We start from the raw sequence: 23,557 nt of genomic DNA on the forward strand, positions 1-23,557 counted from the left end.
CCGACGACATGCGCCGAAGTCCACGCAACAAACTGAAGCAGCCGGGACGCCTCGCGTTGCCCGCCTACGATGAAATCGGCCTCGTCCTGCAGGGCGGCGGCGCGTTGGGCTCCTATCAGGCCGGCGTCTACGAAGGGCTCGCGGAGGCGGGCATCGAGCCGAGCTGGATCTCCGGCATCTCGATCGGCGCGCTGAACACCGCGATCATCGCGGGCAACGCGCCGGAGCATCGCGTCGAGGCGTTGCGCGGTTTCTGGAACACGATCTGCCAGCCGGCGGATCTGCTCGGGCACTTCGGCGCGCTGATTCCTACGGTTTTCGGGTTTCCGAACATCGGCCGCAAGTGGTCGAGCATGTGGTCCGCGACGCGCACGCTGACCGAAGGGCAAACGGGGTTCTTCGCGCCGCGCGTGGCCGTCCCGGTGCCGATCGCGAACTCAGCGCGGAAACTGCCGAACGAAGTCAGCTTCTACGACACGGCGGCTCTGCGCGCGACGCTCCTGAAGTACGCGAACTTCGATCGCATCAACGATGGCAACGTTCGCGTGTCGGTCGGCGCGGTGAATGTGCGAACCGGCAATCTCGTCTATTTCGACAACACGAAGACGCGCCTCGAACCCGAGCACTTCATGGCTTCGGGCGCGTTGCCGCCGGGCTTCCCGGCAGTCGAGATCGACGGCGAGTATTACTGGGACGGCGGCCTCGTCTCGAATACGCCGCTGACCGAGATCATCGGCGAAGCGCAGCACAAGGACGCGCTCGTATTCCAGGTCGATCTGTGGAGTTCGAAGGGCACACTGCCGGGCGATTTCCTCGATATCTCAGAGCGCACCAAGGACATTCAGTATTCGAGCCGCACGCGCGCGATCACGGACTTCGTTTCGCAGAACCAGAAGCACGCACGCATGATCAAGGAATTGCTGGAGCATGTGCCGGAGAAGGTGCGGCGCACCCATCCGCTGATGAAGCAGGCGCAGGAGGTCGCCGACGGCGGCGCGGTGAATGTCGTGCATCTCATCTACAAGAACAAGTTCTTCGAAGGCCACTACAAGGACTACGAGTTCAGCAACGACACGATGGGCGAGCATTGGGCGAGCGGGCTCGAAGATATCCGGCGTTCGTTCGGTCATCCGGAGTGGTTCGAGATTCCGAGCCACGACCTGGGGTTCGTCACGCATGACGTGCATCGATACGAAGTGGCGCCGGCGGCGGTGGCCGGAGCGGGTCGGGAAGAGCCGCGCGAGGCGGAAGCGGCCGACGAGGTCGGCACGGAGTGAGTGATTGACGCGAGGCGCGCTACTGCCGGGCTGTTCGGCTGTAGCGCGCTTTTGCATACGCTCTCGGGACTCAGGAACCGACGAGCGCAGTCATTTCGTCGATGCTCGTCGGTGCCGTGGCGGTTGTCGTGCCCGTGTTGCCGCCGTCCATGGCGAGGGTCACGCTGGCGTTGCCGGCGAACGTCGCGGTGACGGTGTCGGTCGCGTTCGCGAGCCTGACACTGCCGCTCGTCAGCGATCTGCCGTCCAGCGCGAGGATGGGCGCGGGCGTCGATACGAGCAATGAGCCGTTGCCGTCCGCGGACATCACCTTGAGCGTGCCAGCGACTGACACCGTGTCGACGCTCGTTGTGCGGCGTAGTCGTGGGTTTCGGTCCAGTCGAGCAGGGTGATGATGTCCTGCTTGCGCAAATTCTTACGAGCGCGCGATTCGATGAAAGACCATTCCGGGAGCCGACCTTTCCGGTCTGCGTCGAGCGCGTGTGATCGCCCAAAACAAAAAACCGCCCAGCAAGCTGGGCGGTTTCGGCCTTGACGGTTGGTCTCAACTCATCAAGGAAAATTCTGGTCGGGGTGAGAGGATTCGAACCTCCGGCCTCTACGTCCCGAACGTAGCGCTCTACCAGGCTAAGCTACACCCCGAATTGATACGACTTGGATACTGCTGGACTCTTACAGCCATTCAGTCTCTTTCAAGACTGTCTCGCCGTCGAGTAAGAACATAATTCTAGCAGGCTTTCTTTGTAAATGGAATCGGGAAACGAAGAAATCGCGTTCGCCGCCGCCTGTGCCTCGCCGCGCGCGCATTCGAGCGTGTGATCGAGCGCGCCGGAACGGGTGATTGCCTCGAAGATCGTGTCGAAGCGATCCGTACCGCCCTGTTCGATCGCTTCGCGCGCGAGCGCCGCCTGTTCTTCCGTGCCGTGTTCCATCAGATAGATGAGCGGTAGTGTCGGCTTGCCTTCGCGCAGGTCGTCGCCGGCGTTCTTTCCCATCGATTCCGCCGTGCCGGTGTAGTCCAGCCAGTCGTCCATGATCTGGAACGCCGTGCCGATGCGTCGCCCGAACTCCGCGGCGGCCGCTTCCGTCTTGGCATCCGCGCCTGACAGCACCGCGCCCAGTTGCGCGGCGGCCTCGAAAAGCTTCGCCGTCTTGTAGCGGATGACCTGCATGTAGCGCGCCTGATCAACGTCCGGGTCGTGCATGTTCAGGAGCTGTAGCACCTCGCCTTCGGAAATCACGTTGGTCGCGACCGACAGAATCTCCATCACGCGCATCTTGCCGACGCCGACCATCATCTCGAACGAGCGCGAGTACAGGAAATCGCCGACCAGCACGCTCGCCGCGTTGCCGAACAGCGCGTTGGCCGTCTTGCGACCGCGCCGGAGATCGGATTCGTCGACGACGTCGTCATGCAGCAGCGTCGCCGTGTGAATGAACTCGACGACGGCCGCCAGTTCGTGCCGATGACCGGTCGTATCGCCGAGCGCGCCCGCGACGAGCAGCAGCAGCGCCGGTCGCAGCCGCTTGCCGCCGGCCCCGATGATGTACTCGGAGATCTGGTTGATCAGCATCACTTCGGATGCCAGGCGCTGCCGGATGACGCGATTGACCTGCTGCATGTCCTCGGCGATCGGGGCGAGCAGAGTGGCGGCGTTGGGGGAAGAAGTGGCGGTGGACGACATGATCGGCAATTAGGATAGTGCCGCGAATTATAAGGCGAATCTGCCCGGCGACGGCGGTTCGGCGCCCGATGCGCCGCCGCGGGCGCCCCGATTGTGCCGGATTCCGCCGATTTCCACCGCTCATTACGGCTGAATGGCCGATCCCTGGCACGGAGAACGTCGGGGCGGTGTTGGTCCGGCAAAGTGAACGGACTTTGACGGCGATCCTAACTCTATGTATAATCACGCGTTTTCGCGCACGGTGTGCGGAAAAACGAATTCAGAGTGAGGTTCTCAATGTACGCGGTCATAAAAACCGGTGGCAAGCAGTATAAGGTTGCCGTCGGCGAAAAATTGAAAGTAGAACAGATACCGGCAGACATTGACGCTGAAATCACGCTCGACCAGGTTCTCGCAGTAGGCGAAGGTGAATCGATTCAGTTCGGTACGCCGCTGGTCAGTGGGGCTTCCGTCAAGGCTACCGTCGTGTCTCAGGGTCGTCACAAGAAGGTCACGATCTTCAAGATGCGTCGCCGGAAGCACTACCAAAAGCACGCTGGCCATCGCCAGAACTATACCGAACTGCGCATCGACGCGATCAACGCTTAAAGCGCGTCGTCGATCCAGCTAACGGTCAAGGAGTAATCACATGGCACACAAAAAAGCAGGCGGGTCTTCCCGCAACGGCCGCGATTCCGAATCGAAGCGCCTCGGCGTGAAGGTTTATGGCGGCCAGGCAATCAACGCGGGCGGCATCATCGTTCGCCAGCGCGGCACGCGCATGCACCCGGGCGAGAACGTCGGCATCGGCAAGGACCACACCTTGTTCGCGCTGACCGACGGCCACGTCCAGTTCACGACGAAGGGCGCAGCGAAGAAGCATCTGGTCAACGTCGTCCCGGCAGCCTAAGGTTTACAGGCACGGGCTTCAGGACCGAAAAAGGCCCCGCGAAGTTCGCGGGGCCTTTTTCATTGGGCGTCCGGATTGATGCGCCCATTTCGAAAGACACTTTGGCTTATATCTTTTGCACGATGGCCGGCACCCGCCGGTCGCGGCAAAATGGCAGAAACACGGGACGGAGCAACGCATGAAGTTCATTGACGAAGCGAGAATTGAAGTCATCGCCGGCGACGGAGGGGATGGCAGCGCGTCGATGCGCCGCGAAAAGTTCGTTCCGTTCGGCGGACCGGACGGCGGCGACGGCGGCCGGGGCGGCAGCGTCTATGCGGTCGCTGATCGCAACATCAACACGCTGATCGACTACCGGTACGCGAAGAAACATCAGGCGCGCAACGGCGAAAATGGCCGCGGCGCGGACTGCTACGGCAAGGGCGGCGACGACATCACGCTGCGCATGCCGGTCGGCACCGTCATTGCCGACATGGACACAGGCGAACTGATCGCCGACCTGACCGAGCACAACCAGGAAGTGCTGATCGCGAACGGCGGTGCGGGCGGCCTCGGCAACCTGCACTTCAAGTCGAGCACGAATCGCGCGCCCCGCCAGAAGACGGAAGGCAAGCCGGGCGAACGGCGCATGCTCAGGCTCGAACTGAAGGTACTCGCCGATGTCGGGCTGCTCGGCATGCCGAACGCGGGGAAATCCACGTTCATTTCGTCGGTGTCGAACGCGCGGCCAAAGATCGCCGACTATCCGTTCACGACGCTCGCGCCCAATCTCGGCGTGGTGCGCGTCGGGCCGAGCAAGAGTTTCGTGATCGCTGACATTCCGGGCCTGATCGAAGGCGCGGCAGAAGGCGCGGGCCTCGGGCATCGCTTCCTGCGTCATTTGCAGCGTACCGGCGTGCTGCTGCACCTGGTCGATCTGGCGCCGTTCGACGAGAGCGTCGACCCGGTCGCGGAGGCAAGGGCGATCGTGAACGAATTGCGCAAGTACGACGAGGCGCTGTATCAGAAACCGCGCTGGCTGGTGCTGAACAAGCTCGACATGGTGCCGGAAGACGGGCGCGAAGCGCGCGTCGCGGATTTCCTCGAGCGCTACGAGTGGAGCGGTCCCGTCTTTGAGATTTCCGCGCTGACCGGCCAGGGTTGCGAAGCGCTGACGTACGCGATCTTCGATTACATCTCGCAGAACTCGGACGCGTCGCGCGCGGCGGAGGCGGAAGACCTCGCCGCCGACGTACGGTTCCGCGACGAGGCCGCAGCAGCACCTAAGCCCGCGCAGCAGGAATAAACAGCGGCCCGAGCGCGCTAAGCGCGGGCTATTCCCAATCCCAGGAGAATGCGCACGATGCGTTCCGTCATCGCTGCTTCGAAGCGTCTGGTAGTGAAAGTCGGGTCGAGCCTCGTCACCAACGACGGCCGCGGACTCGACCACGCGGCGATCGCCCGCTGGGCATCGCAGATCGCGGCTCTGCGCGAGCAGGGCAAGGAAGTCGTGCTGGTCAGTTCGGGCGCGATCGCGGAAGGGATTCACCGGCTCGGCTGGACCAAGCGCCCGCGTGAAATCGACGAACTGCAGGCCGCCGCGGCGGTCGGCCAGATGGGGCTCGCGCAGGTCTACGAGAGCAGTTTTGGCGCGCACGGCATCCGCACCGCGCAGATTCTCCTCACGCACGCCGACCTCGCCGACCGCGAGCGCTATCTGAACGCGCGCTCGACGCTTCTCACGTTGCTGCGTCTCGGCGCGGTGCCGATCATCAACGAAAACGACACCGTCATCACCGACGAGATCAAGTTCGGCGACAACGACACGCTCGGCGCGCTGGTGGCGAACCTGATCGAAGGCGACGCGCTCATCATCCTCACCGACCAGCGTGGCCTCTTCACCGCCGATCCGCGCAAGGATCCGAACGCCACGCTCGTCGAACAGGCCGACGCTGGCACGCCCGAACTCGAAGCGATGGCGGGCGGCGCGGGCTCGAGTCTGGGCCGAGGCGGCATGCTGACCAAAATCCTCGCCGCGAAACGCGCCGCGCATAGCGGAGCGAACACGGTGATCGCGAGCGGACGGGAGTCTGACGTCCTCACGCGGCTCGCGTCGGGCGAGATGATCGGCACGCAACTCGTCGCGCGCACTGCTCGCATCGCGGCTCGCAAGCAGTGGATGGCCGATCACCTGCAGGTGCGCGGCCACGTCGTGATTGACAACGGCGCTGTCGAAAAGCTGACTGCCGGCGGCAAGAGCCTGCTGCCAATCGGCGTGATCGACGTGAAGGGCGCGTTCGCGCGTGGCGAAGTGATCGCCTGCGTGAATCCGGACGGCCAGGAAGTCGCGCGCGGCATCACGAATTACAGCAGTTCGGAGGCGCGCCTGATTCATCGGCGGCCGAGCGCGGAGATCGAAACGGTGCTCGGCTACATGCTGGAGCCAGAGCTGATCCATCGCGACAATCTGGTGCTCGTATAGCGAAAAGCCCGCTGAATCTTACGAATCAGCGGGCTTTTTCCCAATCGAATCCGGCGCTTCACCGATACTGCGTCACCGCCGACCGCTTGTACTGGATGGCGTTGACGATCTGCTTGGCATCGCCCATCGGCAGCTTGTTTGCGCAGAAGTAGTCCTGATACAGCGCCGCGTGATACGCGTTCAGCTCGCCGTTCTCAATGCGACGAAAGTCGTTCGCCACCGTGCGGTCCCAGGCACTCTGACTGTCGTCGATGCTGGCGTAGAGGCGCCACTCGTAGTTGTCGCAGCGAATCCCTTCGTAGTTCACGTTACGCGCGCCCGCCGGGCTCGTCACGACCACCGTGTAGCGCACGACGCCATCCGTGCCGACGGAAACCGAATTCTTGTCGACGGAGAAGGTGAGCGGCGTGTTTTGCGAAACCGTGAACGGCAACAGGCTCGACGACTGCGGCAGCGGCGGCAGGTTTTCGACCTTGTTCTCCGTCCATTCGGTCTTGCGGTCGAGCAGATAGGTGAACACGCCGTCGTCCTGGTTGGACGGGCCCTTGTTACTGGAACAACCGGCGAGCACGACAAGTGCTGCCGCGGATGCCGCAAATAAGGCGATGGCTTTCAATTAGATCTTCCCGAAAACATCCGCGCAGCGCGCCCGACAGAACCAAGCGAGCGAAGCGAGCTGAGCGGAAAAAAAGCGGGACACGTCGCCGTGTCGCCGCTTTGAGTCATGCGGAGTGGAAAAGTTGGCAAGGAAGGGCGGAGTCACTCGTGCAACGGACGTCGCGCGAAAACATGCACTTCCTCGACCGAGCATTCTGCCTCAATCGCGGCACCCGCCGCGGAAACCGAGGGTGCTTCGATTGTCATCGTCTGGATGACGCGCGGGTAGCGCGGTCCATGATGTGCGGCACGCTCGCCGCGCTCGCTTCTCGCGGATGTCCGCCGCAAAAAACGCGACAGCTCGGTGAGCGCCAGTTGATAAACGTCACGCTTGAACTCGATCACCGCATCGAGCGGGACCCAATACTCGTTCCAGCGCCAGGCATCGAATTCCGGATGATCAGTCGCACGCAGGCAGATGTCGCAATCGCGGCCTACCATTCGCAGCAGAAACCAGATCTGTTTCTGGCCACGATAATGGCCGCGCACCTCGCGCTTGATGAATTTGTCCGGCACCTCATAACGCAGCCAGTCGCGGGTACGCCCCACGACTTTGACGTGTTCCGGTAGCAAGCCGGTTTCTTCGTGTAACTCCCGATACATCGCTTGCACGGGGGTCTCGCCGTACTTGATGCCCCCTTGCGGAAACTGCCAGGAATGTTCACGCAGTCGCTTACCCCAAAACACTTCGTTGCGCGCGTTCAAGAGGATGATGCCGACGTTCGGGCGAAAGCCTTCACGATCCAGCATACAACCACCTTCGAATCCTTTAAAATTGCTTTGATTATAAACAGATAACGGGCCTGGCGCACCGGCACGAACCCGAATCCGGGTACGCCATTCGCCGGATATTCCGGCCGGCGGCAGATTCTTCCTCCCGCCAGCCGTCCCGTCTTTCACTCGTTCTGCACGCCATTACGCCGCCAGCGGCACTCCGGCGCGCTCCGCTTTTTGGAAATTTTTCAATGAAAGCATCACGTTTCTTCATCGGCACCCTGAAAGAAGCCCCCGCCGAAGCCGAAATCGTCAGCCACAAACTGATGTTGCGGGCTGGCATGATCCGCCGCGTCGCGGGCGGTATCTATGACTACATGCCGATCGGACTGCGCTCGATCCGCAAGGTCGAAGCCATCGTGCGTGAGGAGATGAACCGGGCGGGCGCGCTCGAAATTCTGATGCCGGCCGTGCAGCCCGCCGAGCTGTGGCAGGAATCCGGCCGCTGGGTGCAGTACGGCCCGGAACTGCTGCGCTTCAAGGACCGCCACGAGCGGGATTTCGTGGTGGGACCGACCCACGAGGAAGTCGTGACCGACATCGCGCGGCGCGATATCAAGAGCTATCGCCAGTTGCCGGTGAACTTCTACCAGATCCAGGCGAAGTTCCGCGACGAGATCCGTCCGCGTTTCGGCGTGATGCGCGGCCGCGAATTCATCATGAAGGACGCGTATTCGTTCGATAAGGACCAGGCGGGCCTCGCCGAGTCGTATCGCAAGATGTTCGATGCATACGTGCGAATCTTCTCGCGCATCGGGCTGGAATTCCGCGCTGTCGCGGCCGACAACGGCTCCATCGGGGGCAGTGGCTCGCACGAGTTCCACGTGATCGCCGACACGGGCGAGGACGCCATCGCGTATTGCCCGAATTCGGACTACGCGGCGAACGTCGAAGCGGCCGACGCGCTGCCGCTCATCGCCGAGCGCGCCGCGCCGGCCGAGGACATGAAGAAGACGCCGACGCCCGGCAAGGCGAAGTGCGAAGCGGTCGCGGAATACCTGAACATTCCGCTCGAGCGCACGATCAAGTCCATCGTGCTCGCCACGGAAAACGAAGGCGCCGAGCCGACCATCTGGCTCTTGATGCTGCGCGGCGATCACTCGCTCAACGACATCAAGGCGAACAAGCTGCCGGGCCTCGCGGGCTACCGCTTCGCGACGGAGCAGGAAATCGTCGACTGGTTCGGCACGCCGCCGGGCTACCTCGGCCCTGTCGGCACGAAAAAGCCGGTGAAGGTGGTCGCGGACCGCACGGTCGCGAACATGAGCGACTTCGTCGTCGGCTCGAACGAGGTCGACTATCACACTACCGGCGTGAACTGGGACCGCGATCTGCCGGAGCCGGTCGTTGCCGATATTCGCAATGTCGTCGAGGGCGATCCGTCGCCGGACGGGCAGGGCGCGCTAGCAATCTGCCGCGGCATCGAAGTCGGCCACGTGTTCCAACTCGGCACGAAGTATTCGGATGCGATGGGCGCGACCTATCTCGACGAGAACGGCAAGCCCGCTTCAATGCTGATGGGCTGCTACGGAATCGGCGTGACGCGCGTACTCGGCGCCGCGATCGAACAGAATTTCGACGACAAGGGCATCATCTGGCCGGAATCGATCGCGCCGTTCGAAGTCGTGCTGTGCCCGATGGGCTACGATCGCAGCGAGGCCGTGCGCGAACAAGCCGACAAGCTCTACGCGCAGTTGCAGGAAGCAGGCATCGACGTGATCCTCGACGACCGCGGCGAGCGCCCGGGCGTGATGTTCGCCGACTGGGAACTGATCGGCGTGCCGCACCGGCTCGTGATCGGCGACCGCGGGCTGAAGGAAGGCAAGCTCGAATATCAGGCGCGCCGGGATACCGAAGCCACGCTGCTACCCGTCGACGACGCGGCGCACGTCGTGATTGAGAAGGTCAAAGCGGCGCTTTCGAAGTAACGTGCAGTACAACTTCCTCTCGGCGACCGTACTGCTCATCCTGATCACCGATCCGCTCGGCAACATCCCGATCTTCATCAACGCGCTGCGCGGGGTGGCGGCCGAGCGGCGGCGCATTGTGATCCTGCGGGAAATCGCGATCGCCTTCGGCATCCTGCTCGTCTTCATGCTGGTCGGCGACCGTTTCCTGCGCGCGATGAGTCTCACCGACTTGTCGCTCAGGATCGGCGGCGGGATCGTGCTGTTCCTGATCGCGCTCCGGATGATCTTCCCGCATCCCGACGGGCCGATGGGCGGCGATTCGCGCGGCGGCGAGCCGCTGATTGTGCCGCTCGCGATTCCGGCGATCGCGGGCCCGTCGGCGCTGGCGACGGTGATGCTGCTGACGTCGCAGGCACCGGGCAAGATGATGGAGTGGATCGGCGCGCTGACGGTGACGATGGTCGTCTGCGCGATCGTGCTGATTCTTGCCGAGAAGATCCAGCACTGGCTCGGCGAGCGGGCCGTGACCGCGTTCGAGCGCTTAATGGGACTCGTGCTGGTCGCGATCTCGGTCGAGATGATCCTGACTGGTATACGGACCTTCGTGCATCAGCTATAAAAAAAGCGGCCTCGGCCGCTTTTTTCTTCACGCTGATTCGAGCTTCACGCGCCCTCAGTCAGCGCCCGGATGGTCGGAAGGTTACGCCAGTAGCCCTTCGCGTCCATGCCGCAGCCGAACACATAGCGGTCCGGCACCTCGAATCCGCAGAAATCCGGACGCAGCGGCTTCGCCTTCGGAATGGTTTTCTCGCACAGCACCGCCGACAGGAACTGCTTCGCGCCCATCATCATGATGCGGTCGCGGATCGCGGCCATCGTCTCGCCTTCGTCGAGGATGTCGTCGAGCACGAGCACCACGCGATCCTTCACCGATTCAGCCGGCGCGACGCGCCATTGCATCTCGCTGCCGCCCTTGATCGCGTTGCGATAACGCGTCAGGTGGATGTAATCGAACTCGAGCGGGAAGTCGAGATGCGGCAGCAGCATGCCGGTGAACACCGCCGCGCCGCCCATCACGGAGAGGACGAGCGGAAACTCCTCGCTCGTCGCCGTGCGGATTTCCTGCGCCATGCGTTCGATCGACGCATTGACATCGGCCGCCGACACGATTTCTTCGGAGTGGCTGAAAATGTGGAGAGCTTCTTCGCGATTCATAAGGGAAAGCGGCGCGGTGGCGTGAATACCTAGTGTGGGAAAAAATGGCGGCTAGCGCCATATGATAAACCCGCGCACGCCACGGCTTCGCGGGCGGGCGCGGGTTCGGCGGCGCCTCGGTCAGCGCATGCCGGGCATCATGCCCTTCATGCCGCGCATCATCTTCTGCAGGTTGCCGCCTTTCAGCTTCTTCATCATGCCGCGCATCTGCTCGTACTGATTCAGCATCCGGTTGACATCCTGAACGTGCACGCCCGCGCCCGCGGCGATCCGGCGCTTCCTCGCGGCCTTGATCAGCTCGGGCTTCGCGCGTTCCTGCCGCGTCATCGAGTTGATGATGCCTTCCATCCGGCGCATCTGCTTTTCGGCGACGCCCATGTCGGCGCCCTGCGCGGCCTGCTGGAACTGCGCTGGCAGCTTGTCCATCAACGACGACAGCCCGCCCATGTTCTTCATCTGCGCGAGCTGCGCCTTGAAGTCGTTCAGGTCGAAGTCACCGCCTTTCTTGACCTTGTCGGCCAGCTTTTGCGCTTCCTTCTGGTCGACGCCGCGCTGCGCTTCCTCGACGAGCGCCAGAATGTCGCCCATGCCGAGGATCCGGTTCGCCATGCGGTCCGGATGGAACACTTCGAGGCCGTCGAGCTTTTCTGCGACGCCGACAAATTTGACCGGCTTGCCGGTCACGTGACGCACGGACAGCGCCGCGCCCCCACGCGAATCGCCGTCGAGCTTGGTGAGCACGACGCCGGTGAGAGGCAGCGCGTCGTTGAACGCCTTCGCTGTGTTGACCGCGTCCTGGCCGAGCATCGCATCGACGACGAAGAGCGTTTCGGCGGGTTTCAGCAGGCCGTGAAGCTCGCTGATTTCCTTCATCATCGCTTCGTCGATGCCGAGGCGGCCGGCCGTATCGACGATCAGCACGTCGTGGTAATGGCGCTTCGCCCAGTCGACGGCGGCCCGCGCGATGTCAGCGGGCTTCTGGTTCGGTTCGGACGGGAAGAAGTCCGCGCCGACCTGCTCGGTCACCGTCTTCAACTGCGCGATGGCCGCGGGACGGTAAACGTCGACGGAAACCGTCAGCACTTTTTTCTTTTGCTTCTCGCGCAGGAGCTTTGCGAGCTTGCCCGTGGTCGTGGTCTTGCCGGCGCCCTGAAGGCCGGCCATCAGGATCACGGCGGGCGGCGTGACCGCGAGGTTCAGCTCGGCGGCCTTGCCTTCGTAGTCGCCGCCGATCACGGCCGTCAGTTCGCGCTGCACCACGGCGACGAGCGCCTGTCCTGGCGAAAGGCTCGAAATGACTTCCTCGCCGAGCGCCTTCTCCTTCACCTTGGCGATGAATTCGCGCACGACCGGCAGCGCGACGTCCGCCTCCAGCAATGCGAGACGCACTTCGCGCAGCATTTCCTGCGTGTTAGCCTCGGTGAGCCGGGCCTCGCCGCGCAGCGTCTTGACGACGCGCGCCATCCGTTGAGTGAGATTGTCGAGCATGGGGAGCGGTAGAGAGTGCGGCCTCGCCGTGGCGCCCGGTCCCGCCCTGACGGCGGGAGGGGAAGACGTCGTGAGTTCGGGGCCTAGTGTAAACTTCGAACATGGATATTGTACTGTATGCCCTCACTGCGCTTCTGTACGGCGGCCTCGCCGTAGCGGGCTGGCGCGCGCATCGTCACACGGCCGTCGAGCCCGCGCTGGCGGGCATTCCTGCGGGCGCGCCGGTGCCGCCCCCGCGGGCGTCGAAGGCGTCGGGCATGAGCGGCATCGGGCGCGCTCTATTATTTATAGCGCTCGTCGTGCACGGGGTGTTGCTGCACACCACCATCTTCCCGCAGAACGCGATGGTCTTCGGCTTCGCGTTCGCGCTTTCGGCGATGTTCTGGCTCGGCGCGGGCATCTACTGGATCGAGAGCTTTTTCTTTCCGCTCGACGGTTTGCGTCTGCTCGTGTTGCCGCTCGCCTGCCTTGCGTCGCTGCTGCCGCTTCTCTTTGGCGGCGTGCGCGTGCTGCCGTATTCGGCCGCGCCAATGTTCAAGCTGCACTTCCTGATCGCGAACATCGCGTATGGCCTCTTCGCAATCGCGGCGCTGCACGCAATCCTGATGCTGATGGTCGAAAGGCGCCTGCAGAACATGCGCGGCGTGGCGGCGCGTCACACGTCCAACGGCTGGCTGTCGAGTTGGCTCGACACGCTGCCGCCGCTGCTCACGCTCGAAAAGCTGCTGTTCCGCCTGATTGCGGCGGGCTTCGTGCTGCTGACGCTCACGCTCGTCTCGGGCATCGCCTTCAACGAACAACTCGTCGACCGGGCGTTCAAGCTCGATCACAAGACGGTGTTCGCGTTCCTTTCATGGCTCATGTTCGGCGCACTCCTCACCGCGCGCCGCGTCTCCGGCTGGCGCGGTCGTGCCGCGCTGCGCTGGGTACTCGCTTCGTTCGTCGCGCTCCTGCTCGCTTATGTCGGCAGCCGCTTCGTATTCGAAGTGCTGCTGCACCGGGCAGTCGTCTGAGCCGGGCAGCCCTCTTATATTAGTAACGCCATGCGACAACTTCTTCTCCTGATCTTCGTGTTCTTCGCGAGCCAGTGGCTGTTCCGCAAGCTGCGCCGCGCGAACGCGCGCTCGCAGGCCGCCTCGCAGGGCACGCGCGGCGGCACCGGCAGCACCCGTGCGCGCAGCGGCAACGGCGCGAGCGGCGCGCCGCAACTGCCCGATCCGCTCGTGCGCTGCGCAGAGTGCGGCGTGCACACGCCGCGCAGCGAAACGCTCGTCGTCGCGGGGCAGCGCTTCTGCTGCTCCGATCACGCGCATCGCCACGCCGCGCGCCCCACGGGCCGCGACGCGCGATGACGCAGTCATCGCGCGCCGAAGCGAGCGCTTCGGTCGACGCCGACGGCTGGCTCTCCACCGCAACGCGCCTGCCGTCGCCGAATTACGAGGCGCGGCCGGGCGCGATCGAGCCGACGCTCATCGTCGTGCACAACATCAGCCTACCGCCCGACGACTTCGGCGGCAACGCTATCCGCGACTTCTTCCAGAATGGCCTCGACCACGACGCCCATCCGTACTTCGATCAGTTGCGCGGCATGCGCGTGTCTGCGCATTTCGTGATCCGGCGCGATGGTGCGATCGAGCAGTACGTTTCCTGCAACGAGCGCGCGTGGCACGCGGGCGTCTCGGACTTCTTCGGGCGTGAGCGCTGCAACGATTTTTCGATCGGCATCGAACTGGAAGGCAGCGACCGCTTTCCATTCGAACGAGCGCAATACGACGCGCTGAAGACGCTCGTCGACGCACTCACGAAGCGCTATCCGATCGATGCGCTCGCGGGCCATTCGGACATCGCGCCGGGCCGCAAGACCGATCCCGGTCCTCACTTCGACTGGCAGCGTTTCGTGCGCGCAACCGGTCTCGACTCGCGGTTCTTCCCGTACCTGAATCAGGCGTAAGGGCATTCTCGTTGCGTCGCAGCACGAGGAACGCCCGAGGCCTTGCCGTGCTTCGGCCAAGCAAAAGTCAATCCCTCGCAAGCATTCGACAGGCAAATAAATCTTTTTGAGACTGTGCGGAAGTTCACTATACTTGGTGCCTAGAGACGTAAATGGCACTACATCTTGTGTTGTTGAGGCGGCGCCCGCTCTTGAGAGCCGGCGCCGCTGGCTTTCCGGCGTAAAGGAAGTTAGCTGGCCCGGGGCGATGCGATTCAAAGGTAACGGCAGCACGAATCGTATCGATGCCAGCGAGAAAGACCGTGAAGAAGGCAGGCACGACGAGCGCAGTTTGCGTCGACCGAAGCCACCCGCCGGCGTGCGGGCAGGATGGCCCGGTCCGGCGCGAGCGAAAGTGATGGGCGATACAACGCGACGCGTTTCCGGCAGGCCGAATTCACATTTCACATCCGCGTGTCCGGTGTTTTTCATCGAAACATCGCGCGCGGCATAAGTCATAAATCCGCGGACAACGTCCGCACCATTCGAACACCAGGAGTTTTGCACATGCAAACCACCGACAACGCCACGACCTCCTTCGACGGCGTCTCCGCACGGCCAGCGGGCGCCGGACAGCAGCCGGGCGCGCAGACGCTCGCGCCGAACACGACGCTTGCCGACTACAAGGTCATCCGTCGCAACGGGACCGTGGTGTCGTTCGAGCCGTCGAAGATCGCGATCGCGGTGACGAAGGCCTTCCTCGCCGTGAACGGCGGGCAGGGCGCAGCTTCCGCGCGCGTGCGCGAGCTGGTCGAGCAACTGACGCAGAGCGTCGTGCGCGCGCTCGTGCGCAGCCGTCCGAACGGCGGCACGTTCCACATCGAAGACATTCAGGATCAGGTCGAACTCGCGCTGATGCGCGGTGGCGAGCACAACGTAGCGCGCGCTTACGTGCTGTATCGCGAGAAGCGCACGCAGGAACGCGCACACGCGCCGGAAGTGCAGGCGAACGCGCTCGGCATCAACGTGATCGACGCCGGCGTCTCCCACCCGCTCGACCTGAACGCGTTGAAGGCACTGATCGTCTCGGCGTGCGAAAACCTCGGCGACGCCGTCTCCGCCGATCCGATCGTCGCGGAAACGGTGAAGAACCTGTACGACGGCGTGCCGATGAGCCAGGTCTACGACTCGGCCATCCTCGCCGCGCGCACGATGATCGAAAAGGACCCGGCGTACAGCCAGGTCACGGCGCGCATCCTGCTGCACACGATCCGCCGCGAGATTCTGGAAGGCGAAGTCACGCAAGCCGAAATGAGCGAGCGCTACGCCGAATATTTCCCGCTCTTCATCAAGCAGGGCGTGGAAGCGGAGCTGCTCGACGACAAGCTCCAGCAATTCGACCTGAAGCGCCTCGGCGCCGCGCTCGACGCGAGCCGCGACCTGCAATTCGGCTACCTCGGCCTGCAGACGCTGTATGACCGCTACTTCCTGCACACGGAAGGCAAGCGCATCGAACTGCCGCAGGCGTTCTTCATGCGCGTCGCGATGGGCCTCTCGCTGAACGAAATCGACCGCGAAGCACGCGCCATCGAGTTCTACAACGTGCTGTCGAGCTTCGACTTCATGTCGTCGACGCCGACGCTGTTCAATTCCGGCACGCGCCGCTCGCAACTGTCGTCGTGCTACCTGACGACGGTCGCCGACGATCTCGACGGCATCTACGAAGCGCTGAAGGAAAACGCGCTGCTCTCGAAGTTCGCGGGCGGCCTCGGCAACGACTGGACGCGCGTTCGCGCGCTCGGCTCGCATATCAAGGGCACGAACGGCAAGTCGCAGGGCGTGGTCCCGTTCCTGAAGGTCGTGAACGACACGGCCGTCGCCGTGAACCAGGGCGGCAAGCGCAAGGGCGCGGTGTGCGCGTACCTGGAGACGTGGCACCTGGACATCGAAGAGTTCCTGGAACTGCGCAAGAACACCGGCGACGACCGCCGCCGCACCCACGACATGAACACGGCGAACTGGATTCCCGACCTGTTCATGAAGCGCGTCCACGAAGGCGGCGACTGGACGCTCTTCTCGCCGGCAACCTGCCCGGACCTGCACGACCTGTTCGGCGCGGCGTTCGAGAAGGCTTACACGGCTTACGAAGAGAAGGCCGCGCGCGGCGAGATCAAGCTGTTCAAGAAGATCCCGGCGGCGCAACTGTGGCGCAAGATGCTCGGCATGCTGTTCGAAACCGGCCATCCGTGGATCACGTTCAAGGATCCGTGCAACATCCGCTCGCCGCAGCAGCACGTCGGCGTCGTGCACTCGTCGAACCTGTGCACGGAAATCACGCTGAACACGAGCGACACGGAAATCGCCGTGTGTAACCTGGGCTCGGTGAACCTCGTCGCGCACCTGGCGAAGCAGGCCGACGGCACGCTGGCGCTCGACCACGACAAGCTGAAGCGCACGATCAGCGTCGCGATGCGCATGCTCGACAACGTGATCGACATCAATTACTACGCGGTCGCCAAGGCGCGTAACTCGAACCTGAAGCATCGCCCGGTCGGCATGGGCATCATGGGCTTCCAGGACTGCCTGCACCTGCTGCGCACGCCGTACGCGTCGGATGAGGCCGTCAGCTTCGCCGATACGTCGATGGAAGCGGTCTGCTACTACGCGTACTATGCGTCGACTGAACTGGCGGAAGAGCGCGGCCGTTATTCGAGCTACCGCGGCTCGCTGTGGGATCGCGGCATCCTCCCGCAGGATTCGCTGAAGCTGCTGGCGCAAGAGCGCGGCGGCTACGTCGAAGTGGACGAAAGCGAATCGATGGACTGGACCTCGCTGCGTTCGCGCATCGCCACGCACGGCATGCGCAACTCGAACTGCATCGCGATCGCACCGACCGCGACGATCTCGAACATCATCGGCGTGTCGGCGTGCATCGAGCCGACGTTCCAGAACCTGTACGTGAAGTCGAACCTGTCGGGCGAATTCACGGTGGTCAACGACTACCTCGTGCGTGATCTGAAGGCGCGCGGCCTGTGGGACGAAGTGATGGTCTCCGACCTGAAGTACTTCGACGGCACGCTCTCGCGCATCGACCGCATCCCGGCCGACCTGCGCGCGATCTACGCCACGGCGTTCGAACTGGACGCGAAGTGGGTCGTAGAAGCGGCGGCGCGGCGCCAGAAGTGGATCGACCAGGCGCAATCGCTGAACATCTACATGGGCGGCGCGTCGGGCAAGAAGCTCGACGAGGTCTACAAGCTCGCGTGGCTGCGCGGCCTGAAGACGACGTACTACCTCCGCACGATGTCGGCGACGAGCGTCGAGAAGTCGACGGTGGCGCACGGCGCGCTGAACGCGGTGCCGTCGGGCGAGTCGGGCAATGGCGCCGGCGGCGCGTCGGGTGCGGGCTACAACGGCGGCATGAACATGGGCGGTTCGTCGGCTGGCGGCTTCAACGCGGCAGCGGCGACGGCTCCGGCAGTCGCGGCAGCGCCGGAAGCGGATGGTCCGGTCTGCATGATGCGTCCGGGCGATCCGGGCTTCGACGAGTGCGAGGCTTGCCAGTAAGCGTCGGCATTCTGCAAGCACCGGCCGGGTGAATGCCAGGTCGGCGCAAGAAGCAGACGCGTAGCTAACGGAAGTGGTGGAAGAGTCGGGCCGGTACTGGAATCGGTTCTCAGACGTCAGACAGACGACGTCGCGAGGAAGGTTCCGATACCGGCCCGATTCGTTTGGTGCAGCGCAAAGGGCCGCAAGCAAGGCTGGCAGGCGGTCTCAGGCGCGTGAGGCGAAGCGGCTCACCCCCGCGTCCCGCGCGAAATCTCCGACCCGGCTTCGTGTGACAGCCGCGCCGTCACCGGAATCGAGAGGAACGAAAACGCGCCGACCACGAAGAACGCCGGCCAGAAATCCGGCCAGACGATCGTCGCGTGACCTTGCACGCTCTGCGAGATGTCGAGCGTGATGCCGGCGATCGTCACGCCAAGCCCGAGCGACACCTGCTGGATGAAACTCGCGAGGCTCGTCGCGCGGCCGACGTCGCGCGTTTCGATCTCTGCATAGGCGAGGGAGTTCAGGCTCGTGAATTGCAACGCCGGGAAGAAGCCGCCGAGCAGCACCACGGCCCAGATGACCCACGTCGGCGTGCCCGGGAAGAAGAGGCCGCAGGCCGCGATCGCGATACCCGAGAGCGCCGCGTTGACCATCAGCGTGTGCCGGAAGCCGAAGCGGTGCAGCACGCGCGACGCGAGCGAGCGCATGAACATGCCGCCGAATGCGGACGCGCAGGTGATCGAGCCCGACTTGAACGCAGTCATGTGCAGCCCTTCCTGCAGCGCGAGCGGCAGGAGGAACGGTACCGCGCCGAGCCCGATCCGGAAGAGCGAACCGCCGAGCACGCTCGCCTGGAAGGTCGGCACACGGAAGAAACGAAGGTCGAGAAGCGGGCGCTCGGCGCGTCGAGCATGCAGCAGGTAGAGCACGACCATCAGCGCGCCTGCCGCGCACATCGTACCCGCGACGCTGTTCGGCACCAGTTCGCCACCGACGAGCGAGAGCCCGAGCAAGAGCAGCGTGCCGCCGCTTGCCGAGAGGAAGAAGCCGAACCAGTCGAGCCGGCCGGGATGTTCCTCGCGCGAGTTGGCGATGTAGCGGTTCGTCAGATAGATGCCCGCGATGCCGATCGGGATGTTGATGAAGAAGATCAGGCGCCAGTGCAGGTAGGTGGTGATGAACCCGCCGAGCAACGGCCCGACGGCGGGGCCGAGCATCGCCGGCACGCTCAGGTAGTTCATCGCGCGGATGAACTCCGAGCGGCGCACCGAGCGGAAGATGATGATGCGCCCGACCGGCACCATCATCGCGCCGCCGACGCCCTGCACGAAGCGTGCGACGGTGAAGGTGGCGAGAGAGTTTGAGGCCGCGCACAGCAGTGAGCCGACCACGAAGATGCCGATGGCGGTGCGAAAGACGGTGCGGGCGCCGAAGCGGTCGGCGACCCAGCCGCAGATCGGAATGAAGACGCCGAGCCCGAGCACGTAGCTCGTAACGGCGATCTTCAGCGTGACGGGATCCCGGCCGAACGCGCGTGCCATCTCGGGAATGGCCGTCACGATGACGTTCGCATCCACGCTTTCCATGAACATCGCGCACGCGACGATGAGAGGGGCGACGAAAGCTTTGATGGCGAGCGGCATGGAGAATCGATCGAACGTCTCTTCGCGGGGCAGCGGCGATTATGGCATCGATGCGAGGCTGCCGCCGAGGCATTGAGCCGTCGATGGCGCGCGATGATAAGGTGCGCGCCATCGACGACATCGACAGACAGGATGGAAGGACATGGACCCGGAAGATTTGCAACGGCTCGTCACGCAGACGATGCCCTATGGAAAGTTCAAGGGAAGACTGCTCGCGGACCTGCCCGCTCACTACCTCGCGTGGTTCGCACGTGAGGGTTTTCCGCAAGGTCAGCTTGGCCGGCTGCTCGCGCTCATGCACGAGATCGACCACAACAACTTGCGCTCGCTGCTTGAGCCGCTGAGGCAGCGATGACGCGTTGTTGAGCTCGCTGAAGGGCTTGACAAAGGCGCTCGGGACGACATTTGGCGTCGGGATCGGGCCCACAATAGCTTGTGGTCGATGGAATAGAGAGCCCAACATTTAGTGGAATTTCGAGGCCTCGGATGCTACACTTCGGCAACGCGTTTTCGACTCATTGAGGCGTTCAGGCCGCATCGGGCGGTCGCGCCAAGCGATGTCGAAGCGAGCGTTTTCGATGCTGCATCGCTCGTCGTCGAGACCGAAAGCGTCGATGCGAAAACGCAGGTCACCGGCATCGTCGACGCTCACTTCGCATCCGCTTCGACGCGCACTTCAAACGCAGTCATGCAAGGTCGCAAGTCGAAGCATCAAGCACGAAGCAAGGCTCGATGATGAGCACGTCGATCGAGCAGCAACACACATCGCGAGAGGCTTCACACACGATGCGTTGAGCAAAGTGTTGTATGCAGGTAGCAACGCGAACACAAAACAGGAATTTTCATGAGCAAGCTCTTTTATCGCTCATGAAAAGATGGTACAAACCGATCTAAATTGATGGTGAGAATCTATGCTCAACTGGGATGACGAGACCACTGCCGTAGCTCCGTCGAGCGCTTCGCAACAGAACACGTTGCGCAACGCCGCGGGTACGGTTGCCGGCATGCAGCAAGCATCGCGCGCCGGTCATCAAGTTGCTCCTCAAGCAGCACGTCACGCCGCCTCGGCGACCAACATCTTCTCGGACGACTTCGTCGCTCCCGCAGCGGCAACCGCAGGCGCCATCGCCGCAGTCAGCGAAGCGCGCGTCAACGTCGCCGACAAGCGCATCATCAACGGCAAGACCGACGTCAACCAGCTCGTGCCGTTCAAGTACAAGTGGGCGTGGGAAAAATATCTGGCGGGTTGTGCCAACCACTGGATGCCGCAGGAAGTGAACATGTCGCGCGACATCGCCCTGTGGAAGGACCCCAACGGCCTGTCCGACGACGAGCGCCGTATCGTCAAGCGCAACCTCGGCTTCTTCGTGACGGCCGATTCGCTCGCCGCGAACAACATCGTGCTCGGCACGTACCGTCACATCACCGCTCCGGAGTGCCGCCAGTTCTTGCTGCGCCAGGCGTTCGAAGAGGCGATCCACACGCACGCTTACCAGTACATCGTCGAGTCCCTCGGTCTCGACGAGAGCGAAATCTTCAACGCGTACCACGAAGTCGACTCGATCCGCGCGAAGGACGAGTTCCTGATTCCGTTCATCCAGACGCTCACCGATCCCGCCTTCACCACTGGCACGCTCGAAGCGGACCAGAAATTGCTCAAGTCGTTGATCGTGTTCGCCTGCGTGATGGAAGGGCTCTTCTTCTACGTCGGCTTCACACAGATCCTGGCGCTGGGTCGTCAGAACAAGATGACGGGCGCGGCGGAGCAGTACCAGTACATCCTGCGCGACGAGTCGATGCACTGCAACTTCGGCATCGACCTGATCAACCAGATCAAGCTGGAAGAGCCGCAACTGTGGACGCCGGAGTTCCGTGCGGAGATTCGCGAAATTTTCAAGCAGGCTGTCGAACTTGAATATCGCTACGCTGAAGACACCATGCCGCGCGGGGTGCTCGGCCTGAATGCGTCGATGTTCAAGAGCTACCTGCGCTTCATCTGCAATCGGCGTTGTCAGCAGATTGGTCTCGACCCGCTCTTCCCGAACGAGGAAAACCCGTTCCCGTGGATGAGCGAGATGATCGACTTGAAGAAGGAACGCAACTTCTTCGAGACACGCGTGATTGATTATCAAACGGGCGGCGCGCTGACCTGGGAATAACAACAAGCCCAGGACGTGTTGCAGACGGAAATCGATGGGATGCAGGTGCCGCCGCGACCAACGCGAGCATCTGCAGTCAAGGTTTTAGGAGAACGGTCGCCTGATGCAAAGTGCGCCTCGAGGGCCAATGGCCCGACTAGAAGACAGGCGTTTTGCGGACCCTTCAATGGGACGGGCAAACTTCCCCCCGGACAATGCCGGCGGCCTGGCCGCCGGTTCGATCAAGCGATTGCCGGCACCGGAGTTCGGTGTCGACTCAATTTGGCGCGCGGTGCCTCGGGGCACGGCGCGCCTTGCCGTATTCATTAGCGTAAGCAGGTGGGATCAGCGTACGCCGATGAATAATCCGCTTCGCAGCGTGCGCCGTGAGACGCGCTCGCGGGAAGCGGGTTTTGACGAAGGGTGTTGTTTGAACTGACTCTCATCTGAAACCTGAAGGAGAAAATGATGGCACTTGCCAAGAAAAAACCCGCCGCCAAGAAGGCTGCAGCCAAGCCGGCCGTAAAGAAGACGGCCGCCAAGAAGGCGACCGCCGTGAAGAAGGTCGCAGTGAAGAAGGTCGCGGCCAAGAAGGCAGCTCCGGCCAAGAAGGTCGCGGCGAAGAAAGTCGCGGTGAAGAAGGTAGCAGCCAAGAAAGTCGCGGCGAAGAAGGTAGCAGCAAAGAAGGTAGCCGCGAAGAAGGCCCCGGCGAAGAAGGTAGCAGCCAAGAAAGTCGCGGCGAAGAAGGTCGCAGCGAAGAAGGTAGCGGCGAAGAAGGCTCCTGCGAAGAAGGCAGCAGCCAAGAAGGCGCCTGCGAAAAAGGCTGCTGCGAAGAAGGCGCCTGCGAAAAAGGCTGCCGCGAAAAAGGCCCCCGCGAAAAAGGCTGCTGCGAAGAAGGCCCCTGCCGCCAAGAAGGCGCCTGCTGCCAAGAAGGCTCCCGCTGCCAAGAAGGCCCCTGCTGCGAAGAAGGCTCCCGCTGCCAAGAAGGCTGCAGCGCCTGCTGCCACCAAAAGTGCTCCCGATGCAGCAGCGAAAACTGCCGCTCCGGCTGCGAAGAAGGCTCCGGTCAAGAAGGCAGCCGCCGCAAAGAAGAGCGCCCCTGCAGCTCCGGCAACCACCGCCACGACTCCGGCAGCTCCGGCTCCAGCTTCGGCGGTCAAGACGGCGTTGAACCCGGCTGCGGCATGGCCGTTCCCGACGGGCAGCCGTCCGTAAGTACCGGGCAGCACGCAGTATCGCGACACACTCGATGTGTCTCTAGGCCGGGTAGGGCTACCCGGTCAAAACCCGTCGCCGGAGCGATCCGACGGCGGGTTTTTATTTAGCCGCGGCAACTCCCATGCAGCCGTCCGCGATCCGCAGACGCAAAAAAGCGCACGTGCCTTGCGACACATGCGCTCGTGTTTGCCACTGGCCGTCCGCGATCAAGCGCGACGGCCAGCGTCTTTGTCCTTCGCCCGCTCAGTGCGTGACGCGCGTGACTCCGCCGCTCGACAGCAGACGAACCCGCTCGCCGGCCTGGAAGACTTCGCCCGTCGAGGTTTGCGTGATGGCACGCATGTCGCCGTTATCCAGCCGCACGGTGATCTCCAGTCCGTTCTTCACCGCGACGTTGTTCTCCACCGCGTTGCCCGCCACGGCGCCCGCGAGACCGCCGACGATGCCCGTCAGGATCGAGCCGGTCCCGCCGCCGATAGTGCTGCCAGCCACCGCGCCGAGCGCGCCGCCGCCAATCGCGCCGAGGCCGCTCGGCTGCCCGTTGTTCGAACTGATCTTCACGCCGCGCACGCTTTCGACGGTTGCCATGCGCACCGTCTCTTCGCGCTGCGCCTGCGATGCCGTGTAGACATCGGGTGAACTGCTGTTATAGGCGCAGCCGGACATTGCCACCGAGCTGACCAGCGCCACTGCCAGCCCGACACGACTCATGCTTTTCAT

At 63.3% G+C, this 23,557-nt stretch carries 24 protein-coding genes and 1 tRNA gene; 15 read left to right on the forward strand and 10 right to left on the reverse strand.

What is annotated here, in order from left to right; translation table 11 throughout:
* Positions 1-8 precede the first annotated feature (8 nt).
* A complete protein-coding gene (locus tag AWB81_RS03500) occupies positions 9-1,277 on the forward strand; it encodes a patatin-like phospholipase family protein (RefSeq protein ID WP_062632517.1) in 1,269 nt (422 codons plus the stop codon).
* 70 nt (positions 1,278-1,347) lie between these two features.
* Here AWB81_RS03500 and AWB81_RS03505 read toward each other — a convergent pair whose 3' ends face one another.
* From AWB81_RS03505 to AWB81_RS03515, 3 genes are all read right to left on the reverse strand, one after another.
* Positions 1,348-1,611, reverse strand: coding sequence for a hypothetical protein (locus tag AWB81_RS03505; RefSeq protein WP_062632518.1), 264 nt, complete (start codon positions 1,609-1,611; stop codon positions 1,348-1,350).
* A gap of 231 nt (positions 1,612-1,842) precedes the next feature.
* A tRNA-Pro gene (locus tag AWB81_RS03510) sits at positions 1,843-1,919 on the reverse strand.
* Positions 1,920-1,969: 50 nt separating this feature from the next.
* Positions 1,970-2,962, reverse strand: coding sequence for a polyprenyl synthetase family protein (locus AWB81_RS03515; protein ID WP_062632519.1), 993 nt, complete (start codon positions 2,960-2,962; stop codon positions 1,970-1,972).
* Positions 2,963-3,238: 276 nt separating this feature from the next.
* Between AWB81_RS03515 and rplU the strand changes: the two genes are divergently transcribed.
* The 4 genes from rplU (at position 3,239) to proB (ending at position 6,312) form a co-directional block, all read left to right on the forward strand.
* On the forward strand, positions 3,239-3,550 hold the full coding sequence (gene rplU / locus AWB81_RS03520; protein ID WP_008342953.1) for a 50S ribosomal protein L21: 312 nt from the start codon (positions 3,239-3,241) through the stop codon (positions 3,548-3,550).
* Between the two features lie 40 nt (positions 3,551-3,590).
* Positions 3,591-3,851, forward strand: coding sequence for a 50S ribosomal protein L27 (rpmA, locus tag AWB81_RS03525; protein WP_062632520.1), 261 nt, complete (start codon positions 3,591-3,593; stop codon positions 3,849-3,851).
* A gap of 178 nt (positions 3,852-4,029) precedes the next feature.
* Entirely contained in the window at positions 4,030-5,136 is a 1,107-nt protein-coding gene (gene obgE / locus AWB81_RS03530; protein ID WP_062632521.1) for an Obg family GTPase CgtA, read from the forward strand.
* Between the two features lie 57 nt (positions 5,137-5,193).
* Positions 5,194-6,312: a glutamate 5-kinase gene (proB, locus tag AWB81_RS03535; protein ID WP_062632631.1), complete on the forward strand. Its 1,119-nt coding sequence runs from the start codon at positions 5,194-5,196 to the stop codon at positions 6,310-6,312.
* 58 nt (positions 6,313-6,370) lie between these two features.
* Here the strand turns inward: proB and AWB81_RS03540 are convergent, their stop codons facing one another.
* On the reverse strand, positions 6,371-6,928 hold the full coding sequence (locus AWB81_RS03540; RefSeq protein WP_062632522.1) for a CNP1-like family protein: 558 nt from the start codon (positions 6,926-6,928) through the stop codon (positions 6,371-6,373).
* A gap of 143 nt (positions 6,929-7,071) precedes the next feature.
* The gene (locus tag AWB81_RS03545) at positions 7,072-7,719 is read right to left on the reverse strand and encodes an RNA pyrophosphohydrolase (protein WP_062632523.1); all 648 of its coding nucleotides are present in this window, start codon (positions 7,717-7,719) and stop codon (positions 7,072-7,074) included.
* A gap of 215 nt (positions 7,720-7,934) precedes the next feature.
* Between AWB81_RS03545 and AWB81_RS03550 the strand changes: the two genes are divergently transcribed.
* Together AWB81_RS03550 and AWB81_RS03555 are read left to right on the forward strand one after the other, a co-directional pair.
* On the forward strand, positions 7,935-9,671 hold the full coding sequence (locus AWB81_RS03550) for a proline--tRNA ligase (RefSeq protein WP_062632524.1): 1,737 nt from the start codon (positions 7,935-7,937) through the stop codon (positions 9,669-9,671).
* A 1-nt stretch (position 9,672) separates the two neighbouring features.
* On the forward strand, positions 9,673-10,272 hold the full coding sequence (locus AWB81_RS03555) for a MarC family protein (protein WP_062632525.1): 600 nt from the start codon (positions 9,673-9,675) through the stop codon (positions 10,270-10,272).
* 44 nt (positions 10,273-10,316) lie between these two features.
* On the opposite strand, the gene AWB81_RS03560 is transcribed toward AWB81_RS03555, so the two are convergent.
* Together AWB81_RS03560 and ffh are read right to left on the reverse strand one after the other, a co-directional pair.
* The gene (locus tag AWB81_RS03560) at positions 10,317-10,868 is read right to left on the reverse strand and encodes a hypoxanthine-guanine phosphoribosyltransferase (protein ID WP_062632526.1); all 552 of its coding nucleotides are present in this window, start codon (positions 10,866-10,868) and stop codon (positions 10,317-10,319) included.
* A 120-nt stretch (positions 10,869-10,988) separates the two neighbouring features.
* Positions 10,989-12,356, reverse strand: coding sequence for a signal recognition particle protein (gene ffh, locus AWB81_RS03565; RefSeq protein WP_062632527.1), 1,368 nt, complete (start codon positions 12,354-12,356; stop codon positions 10,989-10,991).
* 101 nt (positions 12,357-12,457) lie between these two features.
* Between ffh and AWB81_RS03570 the strand changes: the two genes are divergently transcribed.
* The 4 genes from AWB81_RS03570 to AWB81_RS03585 all read left to right on the forward strand — a co-directional run bounded on the left by AWB81_RS03570 (position 12,458) and on the right by AWB81_RS03585 (position 17,853).
* Entirely contained in the window at positions 12,458-13,369 is a 912-nt protein-coding gene (locus AWB81_RS03570; protein ID WP_062632528.1) for a cytochrome C assembly family protein, read from the forward strand.
* Positions 13,370-13,399: 30 nt separating this feature from the next.
* A complete protein-coding gene (locus AWB81_RS03575) occupies positions 13,400-13,708 on the forward strand; it encodes a PP0621 family protein (RefSeq protein WP_062632529.1) in 309 nt (102 codons plus the stop codon).
* Positions 13,705-14,307 (forward strand): 1,6-anhydro-N-acetylmuramyl-L-alanine amidase AmpD, encoded by a 603-nt coding sequence (gene ampD, locus AWB81_RS03580; RefSeq protein WP_062632530.1) that lies wholly within the window; start codon positions 13,705-13,707, stop codon positions 14,305-14,307. Before AWB81_RS03575 ends, ampD begins: the two co-directional genes overlap by 4 nt.
* Positions 14,308-14,853: 546 nt before the next feature.
* Entirely contained in the window at positions 14,854-17,853 is a 3,000-nt protein-coding gene (locus AWB81_RS03585) for a ribonucleoside-diphosphate reductase subunit alpha (protein ID WP_062632531.1), read from the forward strand.
* Between the two features lie 230 nt (positions 17,854-18,083).
* On the opposite strand, the gene AWB81_RS03590 is transcribed toward AWB81_RS03585, so the two are convergent.
* Entirely contained in the window at positions 18,084-19,481 is a 1,398-nt protein-coding gene (locus AWB81_RS03590) for an MFS transporter (RefSeq protein WP_062632532.1), read from the reverse strand.
* A 142-nt stretch (positions 19,482-19,623) separates the two neighbouring features.
* Between AWB81_RS03590 and AWB81_RS03595 the strand changes: the two genes are divergently transcribed.
* A complete protein-coding gene (locus tag AWB81_RS03595; RefSeq protein WP_062632533.1) occupies positions 19,624-19,836 on the forward strand; it encodes a DUF3820 family protein in 213 nt (70 codons plus the stop codon).
* 108 nt (positions 19,837-19,944) lie between these two features.
* Here the strand turns inward: AWB81_RS03595 and AWB81_RS44530 are convergent, their stop codons facing one another.
* Positions 19,945-20,133 carry a hypothetical protein gene (locus AWB81_RS44530; protein WP_143753603.1) on the reverse strand — a complete coding sequence of 63 codons (189 nt, stop codon included), beginning with the start codon at positions 20,131-20,133 and terminating at the stop codon, positions 19,945-19,947.
* 259 nt (positions 20,134-20,392) lie between these two features.
* On the opposite strand from AWB81_RS44530, the gene AWB81_RS03605 reads away from it, so the two are divergent.
* From AWB81_RS03605 to AWB81_RS03615, 3 genes are all read left to right on the forward strand, one after another.
* On the forward strand, positions 20,393-21,640 hold the full coding sequence (locus AWB81_RS03605; protein ID WP_062632535.1) for a ribonucleotide-diphosphate reductase subunit beta: 1,248 nt from the start codon (positions 20,393-20,395) through the stop codon (positions 21,638-21,640).
* Between the two features lie 103 nt (positions 21,641-21,743).
* The gene (locus AWB81_RS46765) at positions 21,744-22,058 is read left to right on the forward strand and encodes a hypothetical protein (protein ID WP_087134791.1); all 315 of its coding nucleotides are present in this window, start codon (positions 21,744-21,746) and stop codon (positions 22,056-22,058) included.
* A 29-nt stretch (positions 22,059-22,087) separates the two neighbouring features.
* The gene (locus tag AWB81_RS03615; RefSeq protein WP_087134792.1) at positions 22,088-22,834 is read left to right on the forward strand and encodes a histone H1-like DNA-binding protein; all 747 of its coding nucleotides are present in this window, start codon (positions 22,088-22,090) and stop codon (positions 22,832-22,834) included.
* A 246-nt stretch (positions 22,835-23,080) separates the two neighbouring features.
* Here AWB81_RS03615 and AWB81_RS03620 read toward each other — a convergent pair whose 3' ends face one another.
* Complete coding sequence (locus tag AWB81_RS03620) at positions 23,081-23,557, reverse strand: outer membrane lipoprotein (RefSeq protein ID WP_062632536.1); 477 nt, start codon at positions 23,555-23,557, stop codon at positions 23,081-23,083.

This window comes from Caballeronia arationis (assembly GCF_001544975.2).
Taxonomy (GTDB): domain Bacteria; phylum Pseudomonadota; class Gammaproteobacteria; order Burkholderiales; family Burkholderiaceae; genus Caballeronia; species Caballeronia arationis.